This window comes from Staphylococcus sp. LKG4-2 (assembly GCF_050955665.1).
Classification (GTDB): domain Bacteria; phylum Bacillota; class Bacilli; order Staphylococcales; family Staphylococcaceae; genus Staphylococcus; species Staphylococcus saprophyticus.
Map to the genome: position 1 here is coordinate 1,414,262 of NZ_CP194532.1, position 25,143 is coordinate 1,439,404.

The 25,143-nt window shown below is 33.5% G+C and carries 27 protein-coding genes; all 27 read left to right on the forward strand.

Features of this window, described 5'->3' with window-relative positions:
* Positions 1-43 precede the first annotated feature (43 nt).
* Complete coding sequence (locus ACM6UH_RS06995; RefSeq protein ID WP_002483116.1) at positions 44-1,186, forward strand: cysteine desulfurase family protein; 1,143 nt, start codon at positions 44-46, stop codon at positions 1,184-1,186.
* Positions 1,187-2,299 carry a tRNA 2-thiouridine(34) synthase MnmA gene (mnmA, locus tag ACM6UH_RS07000; RefSeq protein ID WP_048787231.1) on the forward strand — a complete coding sequence of 371 codons (1,113 nt, stop codon included), beginning with the start codon at positions 1,187-1,189 and terminating at the stop codon, positions 2,297-2,299.
* Between the two features lie 134 nt (positions 2,300-2,433).
* A complete protein-coding gene (locus tag ACM6UH_RS07005) occupies positions 2,434-3,099 on the forward strand; it encodes a tetratricopeptide repeat protein (protein ID WP_011302966.1) in 666 nt (221 codons plus the stop codon).
* A gap of 3 nt (positions 3,100-3,102) precedes the next feature.
* Complete coding sequence (gene recD2, locus ACM6UH_RS07010; RefSeq protein WP_048787230.1) at positions 3,103-5,487, forward strand: SF1B family DNA helicase RecD2; 2,385 nt, start codon at positions 3,103-3,105, stop codon at positions 5,485-5,487.
* A gap of 347 nt (positions 5,488-5,834) precedes the next feature.
* Complete coding sequence (alaS, locus tag ACM6UH_RS07015; protein WP_011302968.1) at positions 5,835-8,465, forward strand: alanine--tRNA ligase; 2,631 nt, start codon at positions 5,835-5,837, stop codon at positions 8,463-8,465.
* A gap of 69 nt (positions 8,466-8,534) precedes the next feature.
* A complete protein-coding gene (locus ACM6UH_RS07020) occupies positions 8,535-8,795 on the forward strand; it encodes an IreB family regulatory phosphoprotein (protein ID WP_002483121.1) in 261 nt (86 codons plus the stop codon).
* A gap of 3 nt (positions 8,796-8,798) precedes the next feature.
* Positions 8,799-9,227 carry a Holliday junction resolvase RuvX gene (gene ruvX / locus ACM6UH_RS07025; protein ID WP_011302969.1) on the forward strand — a complete coding sequence of 143 codons (429 nt, stop codon included), beginning with the start codon at positions 8,799-8,801 and terminating at the stop codon, positions 9,225-9,227.
* A gap of 16 nt (positions 9,228-9,243) precedes the next feature.
* Complete coding sequence (locus ACM6UH_RS07030) at positions 9,244-9,576, forward strand: DUF1292 domain-containing protein (protein WP_002483123.1); 333 nt, start codon at positions 9,244-9,246, stop codon at positions 9,574-9,576.
* Positions 9,577-10,145: 569 nt separating this feature from the next.
* On the forward strand, positions 10,146-10,787 hold the full coding sequence (locus ACM6UH_RS07035; protein ID WP_002483124.1) for an O-methyltransferase: 642 nt from the start codon (positions 10,146-10,148) through the stop codon (positions 10,785-10,787).
* Positions 10,784-11,707, forward strand: a complete 924-nt coding sequence (locus tag ACM6UH_RS07040; protein WP_011302970.1) for a peptidase U32 family protein — start codon at positions 10,784-10,786, stop codon at positions 11,705-11,707. Before ACM6UH_RS07035 ends, ACM6UH_RS07040 begins: the two co-directional genes overlap by 4 nt.
* Before the next feature lie 13 nt (positions 11,708-11,720).
* Positions 11,721-12,989, forward strand: coding sequence for a peptidase U32 family protein (locus ACM6UH_RS07045; RefSeq protein ID WP_011302971.1), 1,269 nt, complete (start codon positions 11,721-11,723; stop codon positions 12,987-12,989).
* Entirely contained in the window at positions 12,989-13,612 is a 624-nt protein-coding gene (gene udk / locus ACM6UH_RS07050; protein WP_011302972.1) for a uridine kinase, read from the forward strand. Before ACM6UH_RS07045 ends, udk begins: the two co-directional genes overlap by 1 nt.
* 27 nt (positions 13,613-13,639) lie before the next feature.
* Positions 13,640-14,116, forward strand: a complete 477-nt coding sequence (greA, locus tag ACM6UH_RS07055) for a transcription elongation factor GreA (RefSeq protein ID WP_002483128.1) — start codon at positions 13,640-13,642, stop codon at positions 14,114-14,116.
* A gap of 294 nt (positions 14,117-14,410) precedes the next feature.
* Positions 14,411-15,145, forward strand: a complete 735-nt coding sequence (gene pxpB, locus ACM6UH_RS07060; RefSeq protein WP_077461038.1) for a 5-oxoprolinase subunit PxpB — start codon at positions 14,411-14,413, stop codon at positions 15,143-15,145.
* A complete protein-coding gene (locus tag ACM6UH_RS07065) occupies positions 15,135-16,142 on the forward strand; it encodes a biotin-dependent carboxyltransferase family protein (protein ID WP_011302975.1) in 1,008 nt (335 codons plus the stop codon). Before pxpB ends, ACM6UH_RS07065 begins: the two co-directional genes overlap by 11 nt.
* Positions 16,142-16,588 carry an acetyl-CoA carboxylase biotin carboxyl carrier protein gene (locus tag ACM6UH_RS07070; protein WP_011302976.1) on the forward strand — a complete coding sequence of 149 codons (447 nt, stop codon included), beginning with the start codon at positions 16,142-16,144 and terminating at the stop codon, positions 16,586-16,588. Before ACM6UH_RS07065 ends, ACM6UH_RS07070 begins: the two co-directional genes overlap by 1 nt.
* A 22-nt stretch (positions 16,589-16,610) precedes the next feature.
* Complete coding sequence (locus ACM6UH_RS07075) at positions 16,611-17,969, forward strand: acetyl-CoA carboxylase biotin carboxylase subunit (protein ID WP_011302977.1); 1,359 nt, start codon at positions 16,611-16,613, stop codon at positions 17,967-17,969.
* Positions 17,970-18,728, forward strand: coding sequence for a 5-oxoprolinase subunit PxpA (gene pxpA / locus ACM6UH_RS07080; RefSeq protein WP_011302978.1), 759 nt, complete (start codon positions 17,970-17,972; stop codon positions 18,726-18,728). It abuts the gene before it with no gap.
* A gap of 3 nt (positions 18,729-18,731) precedes the next feature.
* Positions 18,732-19,964, forward strand: coding sequence for an NRAMP family divalent metal transporter (locus tag ACM6UH_RS07085; protein WP_011302979.1), 1,233 nt, complete (start codon positions 18,732-18,734; stop codon positions 19,962-19,964).
* A 226-nt stretch (positions 19,965-20,190) separates the two neighbouring features.
* Entirely contained in the window at positions 20,191-20,877 is a 687-nt protein-coding gene (mtnN, locus tag ACM6UH_RS07090) for a 5'-methylthioadenosine/S-adenosylhomocysteine nucleosidase (protein ID WP_011302980.1), read from the forward strand.
* 16 nt (positions 20,878-20,893) lie between these two features.
* The gene (locus ACM6UH_RS07095) at positions 20,894-21,421 is read left to right on the forward strand and encodes a YqeG family HAD IIIA-type phosphatase (protein ID WP_011302981.1); all 528 of its coding nucleotides are present in this window, start codon (positions 20,894-20,896) and stop codon (positions 21,419-21,421) included.
* Positions 21,422-22,528, forward strand: coding sequence for a ribosome biogenesis GTPase YqeH (gene yqeH, locus ACM6UH_RS07100; RefSeq protein WP_011302982.1), 1,107 nt, complete (start codon positions 21,422-21,424; stop codon positions 22,526-22,528).
* 12 nt (positions 22,529-22,540) lie between these two features.
* Positions 22,541-23,338: a shikimate dehydrogenase gene (gene aroE, locus ACM6UH_RS07105; protein ID WP_011302983.1), complete on the forward strand. Its 798-nt coding sequence runs from the start codon at positions 22,541-22,543 to the stop codon at positions 23,336-23,338.
* A 14-nt stretch (positions 23,339-23,352) separates the two neighbouring features.
* Positions 23,353-23,643, forward strand: a complete 291-nt coding sequence (yhbY, locus tag ACM6UH_RS07110) for a ribosome assembly RNA-binding protein YhbY (RefSeq protein ID WP_002483139.1) — start codon at positions 23,353-23,355, stop codon at positions 23,641-23,643.
* Complete coding sequence (gene nadD, locus ACM6UH_RS07115) at positions 23,643-24,215, forward strand: nicotinate (nicotinamide) nucleotide adenylyltransferase (RefSeq protein ID WP_011302984.1); 573 nt, start codon at positions 23,643-23,645, stop codon at positions 24,213-24,215. The genes yhbY and nadD overlap by 1 nt, the downstream gene beginning before the upstream one ends.
* Positions 24,205-24,789, forward strand: a complete 585-nt coding sequence (gene yqeK / locus ACM6UH_RS07120) for a bis(5'-nucleosyl)-tetraphosphatase (symmetrical) YqeK (protein WP_069805261.1) — start codon at positions 24,205-24,207, stop codon at positions 24,787-24,789. The genes nadD and yqeK overlap by 11 nt, the downstream gene beginning before the upstream one ends.
* Positions 24,790-25,143, forward strand: coding sequence for a ribosome silencing factor (gene rsfS, locus ACM6UH_RS07125; protein WP_011302986.1), 354 nt, complete (start codon positions 24,790-24,792; stop codon positions 25,141-25,143).

A 25,143-nucleotide genomic window follows, 5' to 3' on the forward strand; every position in this document is an offset into this window, starting at 1 on the left:
TGCTATTATTGGAACATTGATAAAAATTTAAGGAGTGTCAAACATGGAAGTATATGCAGATTATGCTGCAACAACACCCGTCAAACAAGAAGTTATTGATAAAATGATGGAAGTCTATTCCGTACATTTTGGTAATCCGTCATCAATTCACAGCATGGGTAGGGATGCCAGAAAATACTTAGATGATGCGCGTCGTACAATTGCTAAATCGTTTAATGCTAAGCCAAGTGAAATCATCTTTACTAGTGGTGCAACTGAATCAAATAACACTGCAATTAAAGGTATTGCTTATGAGCACATGCACAAAGGTAAACACATCATTACTACTAAGATTGAGCATCATTCTGTACTTCATGTATTTGAACAACTCGAAAAAGAAGGTTTCGAAGTTACTTATTTAGAAGTGGATAAAGAAGGATTGATTAACCTTAATCAATTAAGAAATGCACTTACTGAAGAAACCATTTTAGTTTCAATTATGTTTGTTAATAATGAAATTGGGACTGTTGAACCAATGTATGATATTGAAGAAATTGTTTCAGAATCGAATGCATTATTCCATGTTGATGCAGTTCAGGCTATTGGACACTTAGAAATTGATTTCCATGATTTTAATATGGATGCTATGAGTATTACTGCGCATAAATTTGGTGGTCCAAAAGGTGTCGGCGTACTTTTGCTTAAAGAAGAAACTAAATTAAAGTATCAACAATTAGGTGGAGAACAAGAAGCAAAACGTAGAGCTGGTACTGAAAATGTGCCACAAATTGTAGGTTTAGCTGAAGCAATCAAATTAGCTAATGAGCATAGAGATGAAAATAATGTGCATCTTATGAATTTAAAGAATTTGTTTCTAGTGTCGTTACAAGAGCGCTCAGTTCCATTTGAACTCAATGGATCCATGACAGATTCAACAGGACATATCATTAATTTATATTTACCGTTTGTAGATGTTGAAACAATGCTCACATTATTAGATTTATCAAATATTTATGTATCATCAGGCTCGGCATGTACAGCAGGAACAACGACGCCATCACACGTGTTACAAGCAATGTATAGTGATGATGAGCGAGCGAAGCACTCAGTTAGATTTAGCTTTAATGAACAGACGACAGAACAAGAAGTTAAATATATAGTTTCAGAAATTCACAAAATATACCATAAATTTAGGGAGGAAATGTAGTTGTCAAATAAAGATACACGCGTAGTAGTTGGCATGTCAGGCGGCGTTGATAGTTCAGTTACAGCACATATTTTAAAAGAACAAGGATATGATGTAATTGGCATTTTTATGAAAAATTGGGATGATACGGATGAAAATGGATATTGTACTGCAACAGAGGATTATAATGATGTCATCGCTGTATGTAATCAAATAGGTATTCCATATTATGCAGTTAATTTTGAAAAAGAATATTGGGATAAAGTGTTTACTTATTTCTTGGACGAATATAAAAAAGGACGTACACCAAATCCAGATGTTATGTGTAATAAAGAAATTAAATTTAAAGCATTTTTAGAACATGCGTTAAAACTCGGTGCAGATTATGTTGCAACTGGACATTATGCACGTGTGCGTCGTCATGAAGATGGTCATGTTGAAATGCTAAGAGGTGTTGATAATAATAAAGATCAAACATATTTCTTGAATCAGTTATCTCAATCCCAGTTGTCACGTGTGATGTTCCCAATAGGAGATATAGAGAAAAAAGAAGTACGCAGAATAGCAGAAGAACAAGACCTAGCTACAGCTAAAAAGAAAGATTCAACAGGAATCTGTTTTATTGGCGAACGTAATTTCAAAGAATTCTTATCACAATATTTACCAGCACAATCTGGAGAAATGAGAACACTAAAAGGTGAAAAAATCGGCACTCATGCTGGCTTGATGTATTATACAATTGGTCAACGTCACGGATTAGGTATTGGTGGCGATGGTGATCCATGGTTTGTTGTAGGTAAAAATTTAGATGACAATATTTTATATGTGGAACAAGGATTCCATCATGACGCATTATACAGCGATTATCTTATAGCATCTGATATCTCTTTCGTAAATGATGTAGATCTAGAAAATGGTTTCGAATGTACTGCTAAATTTAGATATCGTCAAAAAGATACGAAAGTATTTGTAAAAAATGAAAACGAAAATGCTATACGCGTGATATTTAATGAACCAGTTCGCGCCATTACACCTGGCCAATCTGTCGTTTTATACGATGGTGATGTATGTTTAGGTGGCGCAACGATAGATGACGTTTATAAAGAATCTGGTCAACTAAGTTACGTTGTATAAATATTACTTTTGAATTTTATTCGAAATCGTTAGTAAGCTATTCAAAATAGTAACTAACGATTTCTTTTTTTGAAATTATTATTTCAAATACCGTGGTAAATGTTATAATAAGTAGTCAGAAATGAGGGTTAGAAATGAATCAAGAACAGATATATAATTTAATTAAACAAGGCAATTTTGAAGAAGCATTAAAAGCATTATTTGAAAACATAGAAGCAAATCCAAAAGAAGTGGAAAATTACATAAATGCAGGGATTTTATTAGCTGAAGCGAACGAAGTAGATAAAGCAGAAAAATTCTTTCAACGTGCAATTACTTTAGATCCACAAAATGGCGCAATCTATTATAATCTCGGGAATGTATATTACAATGAAGGCCGCTTTAATGAAGCGATTAAATTGTATCAACAAGCGTTGAAATTTAACGTTGATCAAGTCGATACTAACTATATGATTGGTATGTCATTTAGTCAATTAGAAGCATTTAAAGAGGCTTTACCTTTTTTAATGACTGCAGCAGAACAAGATGACCGTCATGATGTTGAGATTCAATTTCAGTATGGGCTTGTACTTTGTCATTTAGAAATGTTTGAGCAAGCGATAAAGCAACTTAAGTCGGTGTTAGAAATGGATAATAAACATTCAGATGCATTATATAATTTAGGTTTGGCAACTTATATGCAGACTGAAGATACAGCACAAGCAATCGAATATTTTGAAGCTGCTGTAGACGCAAATCCAGAACATGTTATGAGTCAGCATGCTATAAAAACATTTAAATCTATCGCAGAGGAGGAATAACTGATGGGAGACCCTACACTATTTAATAATTCAATGATTAAAGGAACCGTTGATGCGATTTTATTTCAAAATAAAGAAAATTTTTATACGGTTTTAAAAGTTGATACAATTGAGTCAAGTGAAACATTTGATTCAATGCCTACGATTGTAGGGTTTTTCCCAGAAATTGCTGAAGGTGATGTTTATACATTCAAAGGCCAAGTTGTTACACATCCGAAGTATGGTAAACAACTTAAAGCTGAAACGTTTGAAAAAGAATTACCACAAACTAAAGAGGCAATTATTAGTTATTTATCAAGTGATTTATTTAAAGGTATTGGTAAAAAAACTGCGCAAAGTATTGTTAATAAACTAGGTGAAAATGCTATAAACGATATCTTGAATGACCCGTCGGTATTAGAGCAAGTACCTGGTTTACCTAAGAAAAAGCAAAAACAAATTGCTGAACAAATTGCTAGTAATCAAGAGACGGAGCAAATTATCATACGCTTACATGATTTAGGGTTTGGACCAAAACTAGCTATGGCGATTTACCAAGCGTATTTAGGAGAAACACTTAATGTTGTTGAAAATAAACCCTATCAACTCGTATATGATGTAAAAGGAATTGGATTTAATAAAGCTGATACCTTAGCACGTAATGTTGGAATCCAGTTCAATGATACAGAAAGACTAAAAGCGGGTTTGTTATATGTACTTGAAGAAGAATGTATTAAGCAAGGACATACATATTTACCTACTCAAAATGTATTAGAAATGACTCAAGATATGCTTTCTCAAGCACCTAGTGAAATAATAGAAATGCAACAATTGAATCATGTATTACAAGAATTGGTAAATGATACCAAACTCATTCAACAAGAAAATGAAGTTGCAATTCCGAGTTTATATTATTCAGAATTAAAAAGTGTGCAGAATCTTTATCGCAATTATGCGTATACGAATAAACTCAAACAAATAGAACAGTCTGATCTTTTAATGAAGATTGGAGAAATTGAAGAGCGCAATCAAGTTAATTATGCAAATTCACAAAAAGATGCGTTACAGACTGCTATTAATTCTAAAATTATGCTGCTCACAGGTGGCCCTGGTACAGGTAAAACAACTGTGATAAAAGGTATTGTAGAATTATATGCAGAAATTCATGGTCTCTCATTAAATTATGATGATTATCAAAATGATGATTATCCAGTCGTATTAGGTGCGCCTACAGGAAGAGCTTCAAAGCGTTTGGCAGAGTCGACAGGTTTAGAAGCCATGACAATTCATCGCTTAATCGGATGGAATCAGGATACACAACCGGAAGATATTTTAGATAATGAAATATCAGCAAAATTAATTATCATTGATGAGATGTCTATGGTTGATACTTGGCTGTTTCACCAATTTTTAAGTGCAGTTCCAATAGATGCACAAATCATTTTAGTAGGTGATGAAGATCAATTGCCTTCTGTAGGTCCTGGTCAAGTATTTAAAGATTTAATTGATTCAAAAGTGATACCTCGTGTTAATTTAACAGAAGTTTATAGACAACAAGATGGTTCTAGTATTATTGAATTAGCGCATCGGATGAAACTAGGTGAACCGATTGATATAACCCAACGTTTTCATGATCGAAATTTTATAAATTGTAATACAGATCAGATTCCGACAGTTGTGGAAAAAGTTGTTTCAAGCGCTGTGAATAAAGGCTATGATATGAGTGACATTCAAGTGCTTGCACCAATGTATAAAGGGTCAGCAGGCATTAAAAAACTTAATATGGTATTACAAGATATTTTAAATCCTAAGGATAAAGATACACGTGAAATAGAATTTGGTGATGTGTTTTTTAGAAAAGGTGACAAAGTCTTGCAACTTGTAAATAGGCCTAATGATAATATTTTCAACGGTGATATTGGTGTAATCGTGGGTGTTTTTTGGGCAAAAGAAAATGCGTTGAACAAAGATGTATTAGTCGTTGATTTTGAAGGTAATGAAATTACTTTTGTTCGTCAAGATTTAATAGAATTAACTCATGCTTATTGTACGTCGATCCATAAATCACAAGGTTCTGAATTCCCAATAGTCATCATGCCTATGGTAAAACAATACTTTAGAATGCTACAAAAGCCCATATTATATACTGGCTTAACAAGGGCTAAACAATCCCTTGTCTTTTTAGGTGATCCGCAAGCCTTTGATATTGGTTTAAAAACGCATGGACAAGTGAGAATGACACAGTTATGCACATTTTTAAAAGCCTACTTTAATAACGATGCATCTACTGAAGAAGAAATCAGCGACACATTTGATGCTGATATCATTCTAACTGAAGACAATATTTTTAAAATTAACCCAATGATTAATATGGGAGATATTTCCCCATATGACTTCGTTGAAGATTGACATGTGACAAGAAAATAAATACAATATAATTAACTTCACATAAAGATGAGTAAATTATACTGAGCGAAAAGAGATGTACTGGTTGGTGAAAAGTACAGTCGGTATAGTTGAATGCTACTTTGTGTCAGCAAGCATAATAACTAATTAAGTGATAAGTGTATGTTAGGGAATTAAAGTCAGTCGTTTGATCTGTGTGATACTTACAATTAAGATTGAATTAATTTGTTAACACTTATAACTAGGGTGGTACCGCGAAACGTTCGTCCCTTTATGAGGATGGGCGTTTTTTATTTTCTTTTTTAATTATTTAAAGAACTAACATGAGTTGAGATGGAGGAATTTTAAGTATGAAAAACTTAAAAGCAAGTGAAATTAGACAAAATTTTATTGATTATTTCGTAGAAAAAGGCCATATGGTAGAACCTTCTGCACCATTAGTCCCTATTGACGATGATTCACTATTATGGATTAATTCTGGTGTAGCTACACTGAAAAAATATTTTGATGGTAGAGAAACACCTAGAAAACCAAGAATAGTTAATTCTCAAAAGGCAATTCGTACAAATGATATAGAAAATGTTGGCTTCACAGCACGTCATCATACATTTTTTGAAATGTTAGGTAACTTTTCAATTGGGGATTACTTTAAGCAAGAAGCTATAGAATTTGCATGGGAATTTTTAACAAGTGAAAAGTGGATGGCAATGGAACCTAAACTTCTATATGTGACAATACATCCAGAGGATAAAGAAGCGTATAGAATTTGGAATGAAGACATTGGACTTGAGGAAAGTCGTATTATTCGCATTGAAGGCAACTTCTGGGATATTGGTGAAGGCCCATCAGGTCCAAATACGGAAATTTTCTATGATCGTGGAGAAGATTTTGGACAAGATGATCCTGCAGAAGAAATGTATCCAGGGGGAGAAAATGAACGTTTCCTTGAAGTATGGAATTTAGTGTTTAGTGAGTTCAATCACAATAAAGATCATACTTATACACCACTGCCTAATAAAAATATTGATACCGGCATGGGTCTTGAAAGAATGGCATCACTTGCTCAAAATGTGCGTACAAATTATGAAACAGACTTATTTATGCCTATCATTCATGAAGTAGAAAAAGTATCAGGTAAAACATACTTGGAAAATGATAACTATGATGTGGCATTTAAAGTGATTGCCGACCATATTCGTACAATTGCATTTGCCATTGCAGATGGTGCACTACCAGCTAATGAAGGAAGAGGATATGTTTTACGTCGTTTATTACGTAGAGCAGTAAGATTCAGTCAATCATTAGATATTAATGAACCATTTATGTATCGTCTAGTTGATATTGTAGCTGACATTATGGAACCATATTATCCTAATGTTAAAGAAAAAGCAGACTTTATTAAGCGCGTCATTAAATCAGAAGAAGAACGCTTCCATGAAACATTAGAAGAAGGTCTAGCTATTCTAAATAACTTAGTTGCACAAGCGAAAACATCTACCCATGAAATCAGTGGTAAAGACGCTTTTAAATTATATGACACTTACGGCTTTCCAGTTGAGTTAACAGAAGAAATTGCGACACAAGAAAATTTATCAATAGATATGCAAACATTCGAAGAAGAAATGCAACAGCAACGAGACAGAGCAAGACAAGCAAGACAAAATTCACAATCTATGCAAGTTCAAAGTGAAGTATTGAAAAAGATTACCACAGATAGCACATTTGTTGGGTATGATGTTATGGACAAAGCCTCTGTCATCACAGATATTATCCAAAATGGTGAACTTGTAGAATCTGCAGAAGCAGGAGAGACGATTTACTTTATTTTACGTGAGACACCATTTTATGCTGTTAGTGGTGGTCAAGTGGCAGACCAAGGTACAATTAGTAATGAAAACTTTGAAATCGCAGTTACTGAAGTGACTAAAGCACCAAATGGTCAGAATTTGCACAAAGGTGAGATTCAATTTGGTACTGTTAAGAAGAATGCTGAAGTTTCAGCGAGTGTGAATCACAAAGAACGTCGTTCAATCAAGAAAAACCATAGTGCAACACATTTATTACACGCTGCATTAAAAGAAGTCCTTGGAGATCACGTTAATCAAGCAGGTTCACTTGTTGAAGCAGATCGTCTAAGATTTGACTTTTCACACTTTGGCCCAATGACACAAGAGGAAATTGACACGGTTGAGCGTCGTGTTAATGAAGAAATTTGGAACAGTATTGAAGTAGATATTCAAGAAATGCCAATTTCTGAAGCAAAACAACTAGGTGCTATGGCACTTTTCGGTGAAAAATATGGTGAAATTGTAAGAGTTGTAAATATGGCCCCATTTTCAATTGAATTATGTGGTGGTATTCACGTGAACAACACAGCAGAAATCGGTTTATTTAAAATAGTAAGTGAGTCTGGTACAGGTGCTGGAGTGCGTCGAATAGAAGCATTGACTGGTAAATCAGCTTTCTTATACTTAGAAACGATTCAATCTCAATTTAACGCAGTTAAATCGCAAGTAAAAGTAAAATCAGATGACCAAGTATTAGAGAAAATCGTTCATATGCAAGACGAAGAAAAAGAGCTTACAAAACAACTTGAACAAAAGAATAAAGAAGTGACATCATTAAAAATGGGTGACATCACTAATCAAGTAGAAGAAATTAATGGATTGAAAGTCTTAGCAACGGAAGTAGACGTTCCTAATGCTAAAGCAATACGTGAAACTATGGATGATTTTAAATCAAAATTACAAGATACTGTTATTGTACTTATTAGTAATATAGATGGTAAGGTGTCATTAGTAGCTACCGTACCAAAAGCATTAACTGATAAAGTGAAAGCAGGAGATATCATTAAAAACATGGCTCCTGTAGTAGGCGGTAAAGGTGGCGGACGCCCTGATATGGCTCAAGGCGGCGGTACTGAACCAAAGAACATAACAGAATCATTACGTTTCATTAAAGATTACATTAAATCTCTATAAGTTGATTCGATTCTAATGTAGAATATAAGTAAGAACTTTTTTTACTCGATACAAAGGAGTGTAAGAACAATGGAAAATTTTGATAAAACAATGAAATTTAATTATGATGAAATTCCAAAAGAAGATGTCAAAACAGTATTACAAAATGTCTATCATACCTTAGAAGAAAGAGGATATAATCCTGTGAACCAAATTGTTGGTTACTTATTATCAGGAGATCCTGCATATATTCCACGTAATAACGAAGCTAGAAATCAAATTCGTCGTATTGATCGCGATGATATCATGGAAGAATTAGTTTCAAACTATTTGCAAGAGAAATCGAATTAGTTTATGTTAAAGCATAAAATTATAGGATTAGATGTAGGAAGTAAGACTGTTGGCATTGCAATAAGTGATCTGATGGGTTGGACAGCCCAAGGATTAGACACACTCCGTATAGACGAAGAGAACAATGAATTAGGTATTGAAGCATTAGTAAAAATTATAAAAAGAGATAACGTTGGTACTGTAGTTATTGGATTACCAAAAAATATGAACAATTCTATTGGATTTCGAGGCGAGGCTTCGTTACAATACAAGGAGCAACTTCAAGAAGCACTGCCATCATTAGAAATAATTATGTGGGATGAACGTCTAAGCACTATGGCTGCGGAGCGTTCATTACTTGAAGCGGATGTTTCTAGACAGAAACGAAAAAAAGTAATAGATAAAATGGCAGCAGTATTTATATTGCAAGGCTATTTAGACTCATTACAATAAAAAGGAGCTTTTAATAATGACAGAGCATAACCATGATTCTCAATTAGAAATTAACAATGAAGAGGAATTACTTACATTATATGATGAAGAAGGTAATGAAGTCTTATATCGTAAAGTATTAGAATTTTTCCACCCAGAATTCAAAAAAGAATACGTTATTCTTGCTGAAGAAGGTGCAGAATCAGATGATGACGATTTAATTGAATTGGTGCCTATGATTAATGAGCCAGATGAAAATGGTGAAGGTGGCAAATTCTTACCAGTGGAAACTGACGAAGAATGGGATATGATTGAAGAAGTCGTTAATACAGAAATGGATGATCATGACCACGATCATGACCACGAATAATTAAAAAATCGTTCTTTAAATATAAGTCACTATGAAGTAAACCATACTGGAAAAGCAGTATGGTTTTTTTCTGTAAATAAACGAATAAAAATCGAATGATTAATGATAATTATATATTTAAGAGTTAACTAACTACGGAATTTATGCTTATATTATCGGGGTGTTTATGGTAAAATATATAAAGTTAAATTCAAACACATACGATTTTGAAATTGCATTTATTAATAATGGAATAGACCATATAAATGTTATATGTAAATATATTTTTCATCTTTACTAAAATTAAACTAGCACGAGCACCAATGACTAGTGTGATTGATAGTCTGTGCGGTAACTGATTAAGTTGAAAATACAATGATAATAGATGTTAAAGCATAATTTCTAAAGAAAATATGATGGTCATACATAAAATGACGCATTCTAGCGCAAATCTATAAGTATTTTGAGTTTTTAATTGGCCATTTTTGCCGGGATGGGGCAAGGAACCTTATGTACAAAAGGCTTCTATACTACTCCCTATTTTATTGTTAAAACTTATGTATTATATTATAACGAAGGAAGTTTTGAAAATGGATAATAATCAATCCTATTTATTAAATTTACATAAACAAACCGATGAAACGATAGAGTCTTTGAGACCATATGCAGAAGCGAATAACGTCCCTATTGTAGACAGACTTACTTTAGAAATGATTAAGCAATTGATTAGGCTGCATAAACCACAAAATATTTTAGAAATTGGTACAGCGATTGGCTATAGTGCAATGCAATTTGCATCTGTATCTAAGGATGTACATATTACGACAATTGAACGTGATTCAGATATGCAACAGCAAGCAAAAGAAAATATTAGGAAATACGATTTTTCAAATCAAGTGACATTGGTTGAGGGTGACGCGTTAGAGCAATTTCATAATGTCGAACAAGAAAGTTTCGATATGATATTTATTGATGCTGCTAAAGCACAGTCTAAGAAATTCTTTGAATTATATACACCTTTATTAAAAGAAGGTGGCGTAGTTATTACGGATAATGTACTCTATCATGGCTTTGTTTCTGATATTTCAGTTGTGCGGACTCGCAATGTGCGCCAAATGGTTAAAAAGGTGATTGAATATAACGAATGGCTTATGAATAACGAAGCTTATACGACTAACTTTTTAAATATTGATGATGGATTAGCCATTTCAATTAAAGGAGAATCTAAATGACAGAATTATTAGTGACACCCAAATCGGTTAAACATATCGAAACATTAATTGAAAAAGGTGCTGATGCCTTTGTCATTGGCGAGCAAAAATTTGGTTTGAGATTAGCAGGAGAATTTGATAAAGCAGCAATGATTGAAGCAGTGGATATGATTCATCGTAATGGTAAAAAGGCATATGCTGCAGTAAATGGTATATTCCATAACTATCATTTAAGTGCAGTTGAAGCTTATATTGATTTTCTTCATGAAATAAAAGTTGATCGAATTATCTTTGGAGACCCAGCTGTTGTTATGTATGTTAAACAACACACAGATCCAATTCCTTTACATTGGGATGCAGAAGCACTGGTGACTAATTATTTTCAATGTAATTATTGGGGAGAAAAAGGAGCTGCACGTGCACAACTTGCTAGAGAATTGAGTTTGGACGAAATCCTTAATATCAAAGCCCATGCGAATGTTGAAATTGAAGTTCAAGTTCATGGTATGACTTGCATGTTCCAATCTAAGCGTATGTTGTTAGGTAATTATTACACTTTCCAAGAACGTCAAATGAAGATCTCCCGTAACGATGAAACGAATGATTTATTATTATATGACGAAGAACGTGATAATAAATACCCAGTTTATGAAGATTATAATGGAACACATATTATGTCACCAAACGATATTTGCTTAATAGAAGAATTGGAACCATTACTTGAAGCGGGTATAGATTCACTGAAAATAGACGGCATCTTACAGTCAGAAAGTTATATCAATATTTGTACTGAACAATACAGAGAAGCAATAGATCTGTATAATGAGGACCCAGATGCATATGAAGATGAAAAATTCATGCTTGTCGATCCAATAGAAGCAATACAACCGGAACATCGCCCGTTTGACGAAGGCTTCTTATATAAACAAACAGTATACTAATGGAGGTTAACTCGTGAAAATTTTAGAAGAAATTAATGTTCAAAATAAACCTAAAATGAAAAAGCCTGAACTTCTTGCCCCTGCTGGTAATTTAGAGAAACTTAAAATAGCTATACATTATGGTGCAGATGCTGTTTTTCTCGGTGGACAAGAATATGGTTTGAGATCTAATGCAGATAACTTTACAATGCCAGAAATCCAAGAGGGTGTTGCATTTGCAAAGCGTTATGGTGCTAAAATATACGTAACCACTAATATAATTGCTCATGATGAAAATATAGACGGCTTAGACACCTATTTACGCGATTTAGCATTAACAGGTGCAACTGGTATTATCGTTGCTGATCCGCTTATAATTGAAACTTGTAAAAAAGTAGCGCCAGAATTGGAAATCCACCTTTCAACACAGCAATCACTTTCTAATTACAAAGCAGTTGAGTTTTGGAAAGAAGAAGGTTTAGATAGGGTTGTTTTAGCACGTGAGACAGGTGCTATGGAAATGAAAGAGATGAAAGAAAAAGTTGATATTGAAATTGAATCTTTTATACATGGTGCAATGTGTATTGCTTATTCAGGAAGATGTACATTAAGTAATCATATGACTGCGCGTGACTCAAATCGTGGTGGGTGTTGTCAAAGTTGTCGATGGGATTATGATTTATTACATATTGAATCTGATGGGGAATTAGATTTATATTATGGTGATCATGAGGTTGCACCTTTTGCAATGAGCCCTAAAGATTTGAAATTAATAGAATCGATTCCTAATATGATGGATATTGGTGTAGATTCTTTAAAAATTGAAGGACGCATGAAATCCATACATTATATTGCGACAGTAGTCTCAATTTATAGAAAAGTTATAGACGCATATGCAAGTGATCCAGAGAACTTTAAGATTAAGCCAGAATGGTTGATTGAACTAGACAAATGCGCTAATAGAGATACTGCATCTGCATTTATAGAAGGTACACCAGGTTATGAAGAGCAAATGTTTGGTCAACAAAATAAGAAAAATTCTGCTTATGATTTCTGTGGGTTAGTGTTAGATTATGATAAAGCGACTAAAATTGCTACAGTACAACAACGCAATAAATTTGAACCTGGACAGGAAATTGAATTTTTTGGACCAGAAATTGATACTTTTCGACAAGTTGTGGAAACAATTTATGATGAAGAGGGAAATGAACTTGATGCTGCACGCCATCCGTTGCAGATAGTTCAAATTAAAGTCGATCATCCAATTTATGCGAATAACATGATGAGAAAGGAAATTGGATAATGAAAAGTACAACAATAATAGGCATTGCCGGTGGTTCAGGATCGGGGAAAACATCCGTTACAAACGAAATAATGAAAAATTTAGAAGGTCATAGTGTTGCACTATTGGCTCAAGACTATTATTATAAAGACCAATCACATTTAACTTTTGATGAACGTTTAGAAACCAATTACGATCATCCATTTGCATTTGATAATGATTTATTAATTGACAATTTGAATGACTTGAGGAATGGTAAGCAGGTTGAAGTGCCAACATATGACTACTCAAATCATACGAGAAGTAAGGAAACGATTGCATTTGAGCCAAAAGATGTTATCATCGTAGAAGGTATATTTGCACTTGAAAACAAAACATTAAGAGATTTAATGGATGTCAAAATTTATGTTGATACAGATGCTGATCTGCGCATATTAAGACGTCTGCTTCGTGATACCGAAGAAAGAGGACGTACAATGGAATCTGTTATTAATCAATATCTGAATGTAGTTCGGCCTATGCATAATCAATTCATAGAACCAACTAAGAGATACGCAGATATTATCATACCAGAAGGCGGAAGTAATAAAGTAGCTATCGATATAATGACGACGAAGATTCAAACTTTAGTTAGTAAACAATAGTATTTATAAGTAAAGGAAGATGACATAATGGAAAACCAAAAGCAATATCCAATGACGCAAGAAGGTTTTGAGAAATTAGAACATGAGCTTGAAGAATTAAAAACTGTTAAACGACCTGAAGTCGTTGAAAAAATTAAAATTGCCCGTTCTTTTGGTGACTTATCAGAGAACTCAGAGTATGATGCGGCAAAAGATGAACAAGGTTTTATTGAGCAAGATATCCAACGTGTAGAAAACATGTTACGTAATGCACTTATTATCGAAGATACAGGTAATAATAACGAAGTACAATTAGGTAAAACAGTTACGATTGTTGAATTACCTGGTGAAGAAGAAGAAGAATATCAAATTGTTGGTTCTGCAGAGTCAGACGCATTTAAAGGTAAAATTTCTAACGAATCACCTATGGCCAAAAGTTTAATTGGCAAAAAATTAGACGATGAAGTACGTGTTCCACTACCAAATGGTGGAGAAATAAATGTTAAAATCGTAAATATCAAATAAATTTTAGTGCAAATCCCCCCACACATGTTAAATGTCTGGGGGGATTTTACACTTTGCTAAAATATTTCTATACTTGCAGACTATATTCTGATAAATTGATAACAATTATAAAATTATTTAGGCTATCTATATTGATTCTTTTCATATAAGCCGAATTCATTATTTATTATAATCTATGATAATTATTTGCTATTAAACAGAAATTTATAATAAATGATATAATAGAAATGTTGAATGTACAACTTAGTTTGTTTTTATAATAAGTTGTGATAATTAACAAAGGGGGCAACGTTTCTGGAATATAAAATCATTAATGAACAAACCATCATGATTTATTTTGATGAACAGATTGATCCTGATACTTTTAAAGAAGTACAGCGAATAGAACAGTATATTAAGGATCAAAGTAATAAAGCTATTTTAGAAATAATACCTTCGTATCGCGCAATTATGTTGACTATCGATATCACTCAAAGCGATGCGACAGAAATCATAAACAGCTTGGACTTAGGCAATGTTGATGTTGATGCAGGACTGACATCAAACTCACAATTTAAAATTTTACATATACCCGTATACTATGGTGGTGACCGTGGCCCAGACATAGAAACAGTCGCGAAACATAATCAATTAACTTCAGAAGAAGTTATTAAATTACATACTGAAAATACCTACCTAATATATATGCTGGGCTTTATGCCAGGTTTCCCATTTTTAGGAGGGTTAAATAAACAATTACATACACCCAGAAGAGAGGAACCGAGGACAAGTATTCCTGCGGGTTCTGTTGGTATTGCAAATAACCAAACAGGATTATATCCAAAATCTTCTCCAGGTGGTTGGCAAATTATCGGACAAACACCTATACAAGTGTTTGATATAAATCGAGATCCAATGTGTTTATACAACTCAGGAGATTATATTAAGTTTTATGCTATTAATGAACAAACCTTAAATCAGATTGAAGAGGAACAAAAAAGTAATCAATTTGATATTGAAAAGTGGGTGACAGTAAGTAATGAGTATTAAAATATTAACGCCCGGTTTGTTTAGTACAATCCAAGACGAAGGGCGAATTGGTTATCAAAATCAAGGGTTTTCAACAGCTGGTGCATTAGACATCTATGCGTATAGACTTGCACAAACATTAATTAATAATGAAGGACCTGCAATAGAAGTTACAATTATCGGCCCGTCCATTCAATTTTCAGCAGATAATACCTTTGTTATAACAGGTGCTCAGTTTGACGCTACTATTAATGATGAACCTATATCTCATCAAACGGTTATTAAAGCACAAAAAGGCGATATATTAAAGTTAAATTCAGCGTTACATGGTGCCAGAGGATACATAGCTTTTGGACAACCTATCAATGTACCTTTGATAGCTAATAGTTATGCCACACACACCCGTAATCAAATTGGCGGCTATAAAGGACGAGCTTTAAAAAAAGGTGATGTATTGACTATTCAACAAAACGATCACTATTTATCTCAGATAGGTATAAGTGCGCGTATTGAAAATGAAAACGATGAACAACACACGATTCATATTATAGAAGGGCCACAAATAGAGCAGTTTTCAGAAGAAGTAAAAGCAAAATTAACATCTGAATCGTTTGAAATTTCAGAAAAATCTGACCGTATGGGATTCCGCTTACAAGGCGAAAATATTGCGCCAACCAATTCTGCAGATATCATTTCAGAACCAGTAGCACTTGGTAGTATTCAAGTGCCTAACGATGGTAATCCCATTATCTTACTGAATGATAAGCAAACTGTGGGAGGCTATACTAAAATTGCAACAGTTTGTGCAGCTGATTTATCGATACTGGCACAAAAACAGCCAGGTGAAACCATCCGATTCCAATGGATATCAGTCGAAGATGCAATCAAGACACTAAAGCAAAAAGAAAAATGTTTTTCTGAAAAAAGAAAAGAAATAATAAAAAATCCAATTTTTGAAATAAAACAACTTCGACCAACAGCGTCACGAATCAAAAATTTATTAAAAGGGGAATTATAATGAATTTTGAAAAAATAGAACAGTTAATTAAATTAGTTAAAGAGAACGACGTTAAAAAATTTAAATATAAAGACTATGAAAACGAAATCGAACTTGATTTTACTGAGAATGATGCAAATCATATTACATCAAACCAAGCAGAAAAAAATGATAGTAATAAAATAGATAATGCTAAAAATGAAGAGAATGATTCAACAAATGAGCATACATATCAACAAATTAAATCTCCAATGGTAGGCACATTTTTCTTACAAGACGAAAAAGAGTTAACAAACCCTATTATACAAGTGGGTGACGAAATTAAAAAAGGAGATACAGTCGGATATATTGAAGCGATGAAAGTGCTTAATGAAGTAACAAGCGATGTTTCAGGCGTTGTAGAAGAAATTTTAGTTGAGCACGGTTCGAGCGTAGAATACAATCAACTGATTGTTAACGTAAAATAAGTCAAATAAAGGGGTGTTTGCATTGTATCGTTGTCTGATAGCAAATAGAGGAGAAATTGCTGTACGTATTATAAGAGCGTGCAGAGAACTAAATATTGAAACTGTTGCAATCTATGCGATAGGTGATGAATCAAGTTTGCATGTAAGTTTAGCAGATCAAGCTGTTTGTATAGGTGAGGCAAATCCACTTGAAAGTTATTTAAACCAAGACAGAATTATTAGCGCAGCCAAAATAACACAAGCTAACGCGATTCATCCAGGGTATGGCTTTTTATCGGAGAGTGCATCGTTTGCCCAAAAAGTTGAAGAGAACGAGATTTATTTTATTGGTCCTACTAAGACAACTATGGAAATGATGGGGGATAAAATCACTGCTAGACAAACAGTTGATAATGTCGGTGTTCCTATTATTCCGGGTTCTACAAGTGCTGTTGATTCGATAAGTGAAGTGAAATCTATTGCTCAAGATATTGGTTATCCACTTGTGTTAAAAGCAGCGAGTGGTGGTGGCGGTAAAGGTATACGTATTATCAAAGAAGAAGCGTCACTCGAAAAAGCTTTTAAAGAAGCTAAAAGTGAGGGTGAAAAGTATTTTGATGATGACCGTATTTATGTTGAAGCTTTCATCCCTATTGCAAAACATGTGGAAGTTCAAGTTATCGGTGATGGCAAAAATAATTTTATTCACTTAGGTGAAAGAGATTGTTCTGTACAAAGGAAAAATCAAAAGTTAATTGAAGAATCACCATGCGCTGCAATTTCTGAGTCGATGCGAGAAGCAATGTGTAATGATGCTGTTAAAGTGGCGCGTGCATCTCATTATCGCAGTGCAGGCACCATTGAATATTTAGTTACGGATGATGCGTATTACTTTATAGAAATGAATGCACGCATTCAAGTTGAACACACAGTAACAGAGATGAGAGCAAACAGAGACTTATTACAAGCACAATTGTATCTCATGCAACATAATGAACTACCATTCACACAAGAAGACATTACTTTTGATGGTCATGTCATTGAGGCAAGAATCAATGCAGAAAATCCAGAGAAACAATTTCAACCTACACCAGGCACTGTAGAAGCTTTACATCTGCCACAAGGCTTTAATATACGTGTTGATAGTTTGTTATATCACGGATATAAAGTTTCACCATATTATGATTCATTAGTTGCAAAGGTGATTGTGAAGTCTTCCACTAGACAACTTGCTATTAATAAATTAAAAGTAACACTTGATGAAATGGTCATCGATGGTTTTACGACAACTGCTGATTTTCTGTATGCTGTATTATCTTATCCTGAATATGCTGATGGTGATGCAAGCCAAGTAGACATTAAATTTTTAGATAGACATCAAATTTTAAAGGAGGAAGTATAAATGAAAGTAGATTTGAATTGTGATTTAGGAGAAGCGTTTGGTAACTATTCATTTGGTGGTGACAATCAAATTATTCCTTTAATAACATCAGCAAATATTGCATGTGGCTTTCATGCTGGCGATCAACATGTGATGAACGATACCATTAAACTTGCAAAAGACAACGGTATAGGTATCGGCGCACACCCAGGACTTCCTGATTTACAAGGCTTTGGCAGAAGAAATATGGATTTATCTCCTGAAGAAGTTTATGATATTGTTGTTTATCAATTAGGTGCATTGAATGGTTTTTGTAGAATTCATGACGTTAAGATTAATCATGTTAAACCGCATGGTGCACTTTATCAAATGGGAGCAAGAGATAAAGTTATTGCGCATGCTATTGCAAAAGCAGTTTATGACTTTGATCCGACTTTAATCTATGTGGGACTTTCTAATACTTTATTAATTTCAGAAGCACAGGCTTTAGGATTGTCCACAGCTTCTGAGGTTTTTGCCGACAGACGTTATGAAGACGATGGACAGTTAGTAAGCAGAAAAGAAGCTGATGCATTGATTACCAATACAGATGAAGCGATTAAACAAGTGATAAATATGGTTAAATTTCAAAAAGTAATTACAAAAAATAACAATACAATAGATATTAAAGCAGATACTATTTGTGTGCACGGCGATGGGGCACATGCAATTGAATTTGTAACACAAATTAGAGAACAATTAACGAAAGAAGGCATTTCAATTACAAGGCTAGGGGGCTAAGCAATGGGAGAAAAATTAAGGTCAGACGAAAAAGATTTCCAGTTTACTAAAAATCACAAAAGGTTATTATTAGGTTCTGTGTTTTTAATGGCAACATCCGCGATAGGACCAGCATTTTTAACACAAACTGCTGTATTTACAGCACAATTTGCATCTAGTTTTGCATTTGCAATTTTACTATCTATATTAATTGATATTGGTGCACAGATTAATATTTGGCGTGTACTCGTTGTTACAGGTAAACGTGGACAAGAAGTAGCTAATGAAATTTTTAATGGACTGGGTACATTTATATCAATCCTCATTGCAATTGGTGGTCTAGCTTTTAATATTGGTAACATAGCCGGTGCTGGATTAGGTTTGAATGCGATATTTGGGTTAGATGTTAAAATAGGTGCAGCAATTACTGCCGTTCTTTCAATTGCAATATTTATTAGTAAAAGTGGACAAAAGATAATGGACGTCGTAACAATGTTTTTAGGTGTATTGATGATTATCGTTGTCGCTTTTGTTATGTTTAAAGCCAATCCACCCTATGCTGAGGCTGCAAAACATTTAGTGATGCCAGAGCAACCACTAGCGCTTGTTTTACCAATTATCACATTAGTTGGTGGTACGGTTGGCGGATACATTACTTTTGCTGGCGCACATAGAATATTAGATTCTGGAATTAAAGGTAAAGATTATTTACCATTTGTAAATAAGGCTGCGATTTCAGGTATATTAACAACTGGTGTACTAAGAACATTATTATTCTTAGCTGTATTAGGTGTAGTAGTAACGGGCGTTACATTGAATGCTGATAATCCACCTGCTTCTGTATTTGAACATGTGTTAGGACCTATAGGACGAAATATTTTCGGTATTGTACTATTTGCGGCTGCAATGTCTTCAGTTATTGGCTCTGCATATACAAGTGCAACATTCTTAAAAACATTACATAAATCTGTTTATAATAAAACGAATATTATTGTAATTAGTTTCATTGTAGTGTCAACGTTAGTATTTTTATTCTTAGGCAAACCTGTCACGTTACTTATTGTAGCAGGTGCACTAAATGGTTTGATTTTACCTATTACATTAGGTACGATATTAATTGCTAGTAAACGTAAATCAATCGTAGGAGATTACAAACACCCGACATGGATGCTTTGGTTCGGGATTGTTGCAGTAGTCGTAACGATTGTAATTGGTATCTTCTCGCTTCAAGGTTTAACTGAATTATTTGGTAGCTAAATGAAAATAGATAATACCCTGACTTATGGTTACAATACATTAAGTTCAGGGTATTTTTCATGTTAAATTTTTAAAATAAACGAATTTATGATAGTTAATATAATTAAAAAGTTTAAATAATTTCAATAATTATTATTTTATGCAAAAACATTGAACTATTATCGAGCTATGTGTTCAAATATGGTAGAATAACAAAGGCTAGGATTTTAAAATGAGGTGAAATATAATGATAGGTATTATAGGTGCTATGGAAGAAGAAGTAGCTATCTTAAAAGATAAAATTGTTAACTTAGAAATAATTAATGTTGCTCATGTTGTTTTTTATAAAGGGCGTTTACATGATAAAGAAGTTATCTTGACTCAAAGTGGTATTGGAAAAGTAAATGTTGCAATTTCTACTACTTTATTAATAAATCGTTTTCACCCAGATTTAATTATTAATACAGGTTCGGCGGGTGCATTAGACAAATCACTTGGTGTCGGAGATATTATAGTAAGTGACATGGTAGCTTATCACGATGCAGATGCAAGAGCATTTGGTTATCAATTGGGTCAAATTCCTCAAATGCCTGCACAATTTGTTGCGGATAGCCATTTAATTGAATTAGCAAAAGAAGCAATAAATGATCAAAAATGGGTTGCTAAATCTGGTTTAATTGTAAGTGGAGATAGTTTTATTGGCACTGCAGAACAACGCGCAGATATCAAAACAAACTTTCCACAAGCCATGGCAGCAGAAATGGAAGCAACAGCGATTGCCCAGACATGTTATCAGTTTAACCTACCATTCATAATTACACGTGCTATTTCTGATTTAGCAGATGGTGATGCAGGTATAACATTCGAAGCATTCTTAGAAAAAGCAGCAATTGCTTCAAGTCAAATTGTTGATCGTTTAATTAAAACTATATAAAAAGGTGAAATAAAACATGGGTATGATAAAGCACTATTTTATGCCAAACGAATATGTACAATCTATTTTTCAAATTGATATAGAAAAACTCGCAAATTCAGGCGTAAAAGGTATAATTACAGATTTAGATAACACACTTGTAGGATGGGATGTAGCTGATCCAACAGAAGCAGTAAAAGAATGGTTCGATAGAGCAAAAGAACTCGGCATAACTGTAACAATTGTTTCAAATAACAACGAACAACGCGTAGGCAATTTTTCAAAATCATTAAATGTGGACTATATATTTAAAGCAAAAAAACCCAGAGGTCGCGCCTTTAATCAAGCATCTAAATTAATGAATTTGAATCCAGAAGAAATAGTTGTCATTGGAGACCAAATGCTAACAGATGTGTTTGGCGGAAATAGACGCGGATTATTCACAATTATGGTTGTCCCAGTGAAAAAAACAGATGGATTTATAACGAAGTTTAATCGCATGATTGAACGTAGATTACTACAGCATTTTAGAAAAAAAGGTTATATTAAATGGGAGGAAAATTGATTGGCAGAAACTGAGATATTAAAATGTATCGGTTGTGGCGCACCCTTACAATCTGAAGATTTAGATGCGCCTGGATATGTTCCAGAAAGTAGTCTTTATAAAGAAGACGTTATTTGTAAAAGATGCTTTAGGTTAAAAAATTACAACGAAGTGCAAGATGTAGGCTTGGATAGTGAAGATTTTTTAAATTTACTTAATGGCTTAGCAGACAAAAAAGGTATTGTTGTAAATGTTGTGGATGTTTTTGACTTTGAAGGATCTTTTATTAATGCAATCAAACGCATTGTTGGAAATAAACAAATCATTTTAGTAGGTAATAAACTAGACTTATTACCGAAACAAATTAATAAACGCCGTGTAAAAGAATGGTTGAAGAAAACAGCGAGAAAATACGGCTTAGATGCAGAAGATGTCATTTTAATTTCTGCTGAAAAAAATGAGGGTATCGAAGATTTATTGAATGCTATTAATACTTTGAGAAATAATGACGATGTCTATATTGTAGGGACTACAAATGTAGGTAAATCTACACTGATTAATAAATTGATAGAGCGCAGTGTGGGTGAAAAGAATGTAGTTACCACTTCTCGATTCCCTGGTACAACTTTAGATATGATTGATATACCACTTGATGACACTTCGTTCATGTATGATACACCTGGTGTGATTCAAGAACATCAAATGACGCATTACGTAACGGAAAAAGAATTAAAAACAATTATGCCTAAAAAAGAGGTTAAACAACGTGTATATCAATTAAATGAAGGACAAACATTATTTTTCGGTGGTTTAGCACGTATTGATTATATAAGTGGTGGTAAACGACCATTAGTATGTTATTTTTCAAATGATCTTAATATCCATAGAACTAAAACGGAAAATGCAAATGAATTGTGGCGTAATCAATTAGGGGATGTATTGTCGCCCCCTAATAACCCAGATCATTTTGATTTGCAAAATGTTAAAGCCGTACGTCTAGAAACAGGTAAAGAAAAGCGTGATGTTATGATTTCTGGATTAGGTTTTATTACCATTGATGAAGGTGCTAAAATCATTGTTCGTGTACCTAAAAATGTCGATGTCGTATTACGAAATTCTATAATGTAAGGCGGGTTTAATGTGAAGTACGCAGTGATAGGCAATCCTATTGATCACTCTTTATCACCAGTTATGCATAATGCAAATTTTGCAGCTTTAAATGATTTATCATCTTATGAAGCGATTAATATTAGAAACGAAGACTTTCATCGTATCAAAGAGATAATTAATGACAAAGCACTTTCTGGATTTAACGTTACAATACCACATAAAGAGCGTATTATACCCTATCTGGATGAAATCGATGAACAATCAAAAACAGTTGGAGCAGTTAATACGGTGAAAATTGTGGACGGTAAATGGATTGGTTACAATACGGATGGTATTGGATATGTAACAGGTTTAAGACAAGTATATCCAGATTTAGAAGATGCATATATATTAATTTTAGGCGCTGGTGGTGCGAGTAAAGGGCTCGCTAATGAACTAAAAAAATTCGTTAGACCCAAACTTACAGTAGCCAATAGATCTATGGATCGATTTGAAAGTTGGCAATTAGAAGTGAATAAAATTAGTTTACAAGAAGCTGAAGCAGCATTATCAGAATTTGATATTATTATCAATACAACGCCAGCAGGTATGAATCAAAATAAAGAGGTTATTATTAACCTTGATAATTTGGATAGTCACACGTTAGTGAGTGATATCGTTTATGTACCATTTAAGACACCTATTTTAGAAATTGCAGAAGCTAAAGGAAATCCTATTCATAATGGATTAGATATGTTCGTATACCAAGGTGCTGAAAGTTATAGAATTTGGACAGGTGAATTACCACAAATTCAAATAATGAAAGACACTGTTTTAAAATATTTATAAAAGGAGATTGAATTATGTTAACAGGTAAACAAAAAAGATTTTTACGAAGTAAAGCCCATAACGTAGATCCAACTTTTCAAATAGGGAAAGCTGGTATTAATGACAATATGGTAGCGCAAATACAAGATATTCTAGAAAATAGAGAGTTAATTAAAATACATGTATTGCAAAACAACTTTGAAGATAAAAATGACTTAGCACAATCATTAAGTGATGCAACACGTAGTGATATTGTACAAGTAATCGGGTCGATGATTGTACTTTACAAAGAATCACAAGATAATAAACAAATTCAGTTACCATAATGGCTAAATCGATTGTCTTATATGGTGGGCAATTTAACCCGATTCATATCGCCCACATGGTCGTAGCTAGTGAAGTTAACGCATTTATAAAACCGGACGTATTTTATTTTATACCTAGTTTTATATCTCCGCTAAAAGAACATACAGATTATTTGGAAGGTCGATATAGAGTTGATATGATTCAATCTGTTATAGATGATCTGGGTTTTGGTCGTATCTGTTTAAATGAAATAGAAAGACGAGGACAAAGTTATACCTATGATACAGTGATGTACATTTTAGATAAGCATCCTGATGCAAAACTTTATCTTGTGATAGGGACAGACCAATATAATCAACTGCATAAGTGGTTTAAGATTAATGAATTAAAATCGTACATTACTTTTGTAATCGTCAATAGAGATAAAACGACACAAGAAGTCGAATCAGAAATGCTATCGATAACAATTCCACGTATTGATATAAGCTCAACATTAATTAGAAAAAGAGTGAAGAATAAAGAGAATATTCAAGCACTCGTTTCTCCAAGTGTTGAACAATATATCCGAGAGGAAGGATTATATGAAAGTTAATGAAGCAATAGAAATTGTCAAAGAGAAATTGCCTGAAAAGCGGTTTAACCATTCATTAAGAGTGGCTGAAACTGCGGTTAAATTAGCAGATATTTATGATGGTGATAAAGATAAAGCAGAACTTGCGGGTGTATTACACGATTATTCTAAATATGATGATTTAGGAACGATGTATCAAGTTGTTACGCAACATGATTTAGATAGCAATCTATTAAGTTATGGTTCGGAAATTTTACACGGACCTGTTTGTGCGGTTATTATGAAAGAGAAGTATGGTATCGATGATGAAGAAGTATTATTAGCGATAAAAAACCATACGACAGGTCGTGCTCAAATGACAAAAACAGAGAAACTTGTCTTTATTGCAGACTATATAGAACCTGGGCGTCAAACCCCAGGCGTTGAAGAAATTAGAGATTTAGCATACAATAAAGGTGGCTTAGATAAAATAATATATGAAATATCTAAGCGTACCGTTTTATATTTAATTAATAAAGATATTAATGTCTATGACGCGACGATTGCATGCTTGAATTATTACAATTACAGTGACGAAAGAGTAAAGGATGATTAAATGAAATCAGATCAATTATTAAAATTAGCTGTGGAAGCAACTGAGAATAAAAAAGCAGAAGATATTATTTCTTTAAATATGCAAGGTATTAGTGATATGACAGACTATTTTGTGGTTTGCCACGGAAATAATGAAAAACAAGTTCAGTCTATCGCACGTGCAGTCAAAGATGCAGCTAATGAAGCGGAAATTGAAGTTAAACGAATGGAAGGCTTTAATGATGCGAGATGGATTCTTATTGATTTGGCAAATGTAGTCGTACACGTATTCCATAAAGATGAAAGAGATTATTATAATATTGAAAAACTGTATAGAGATGCACCTCTTGAATCATACAGACAGGCTGTTTATTAA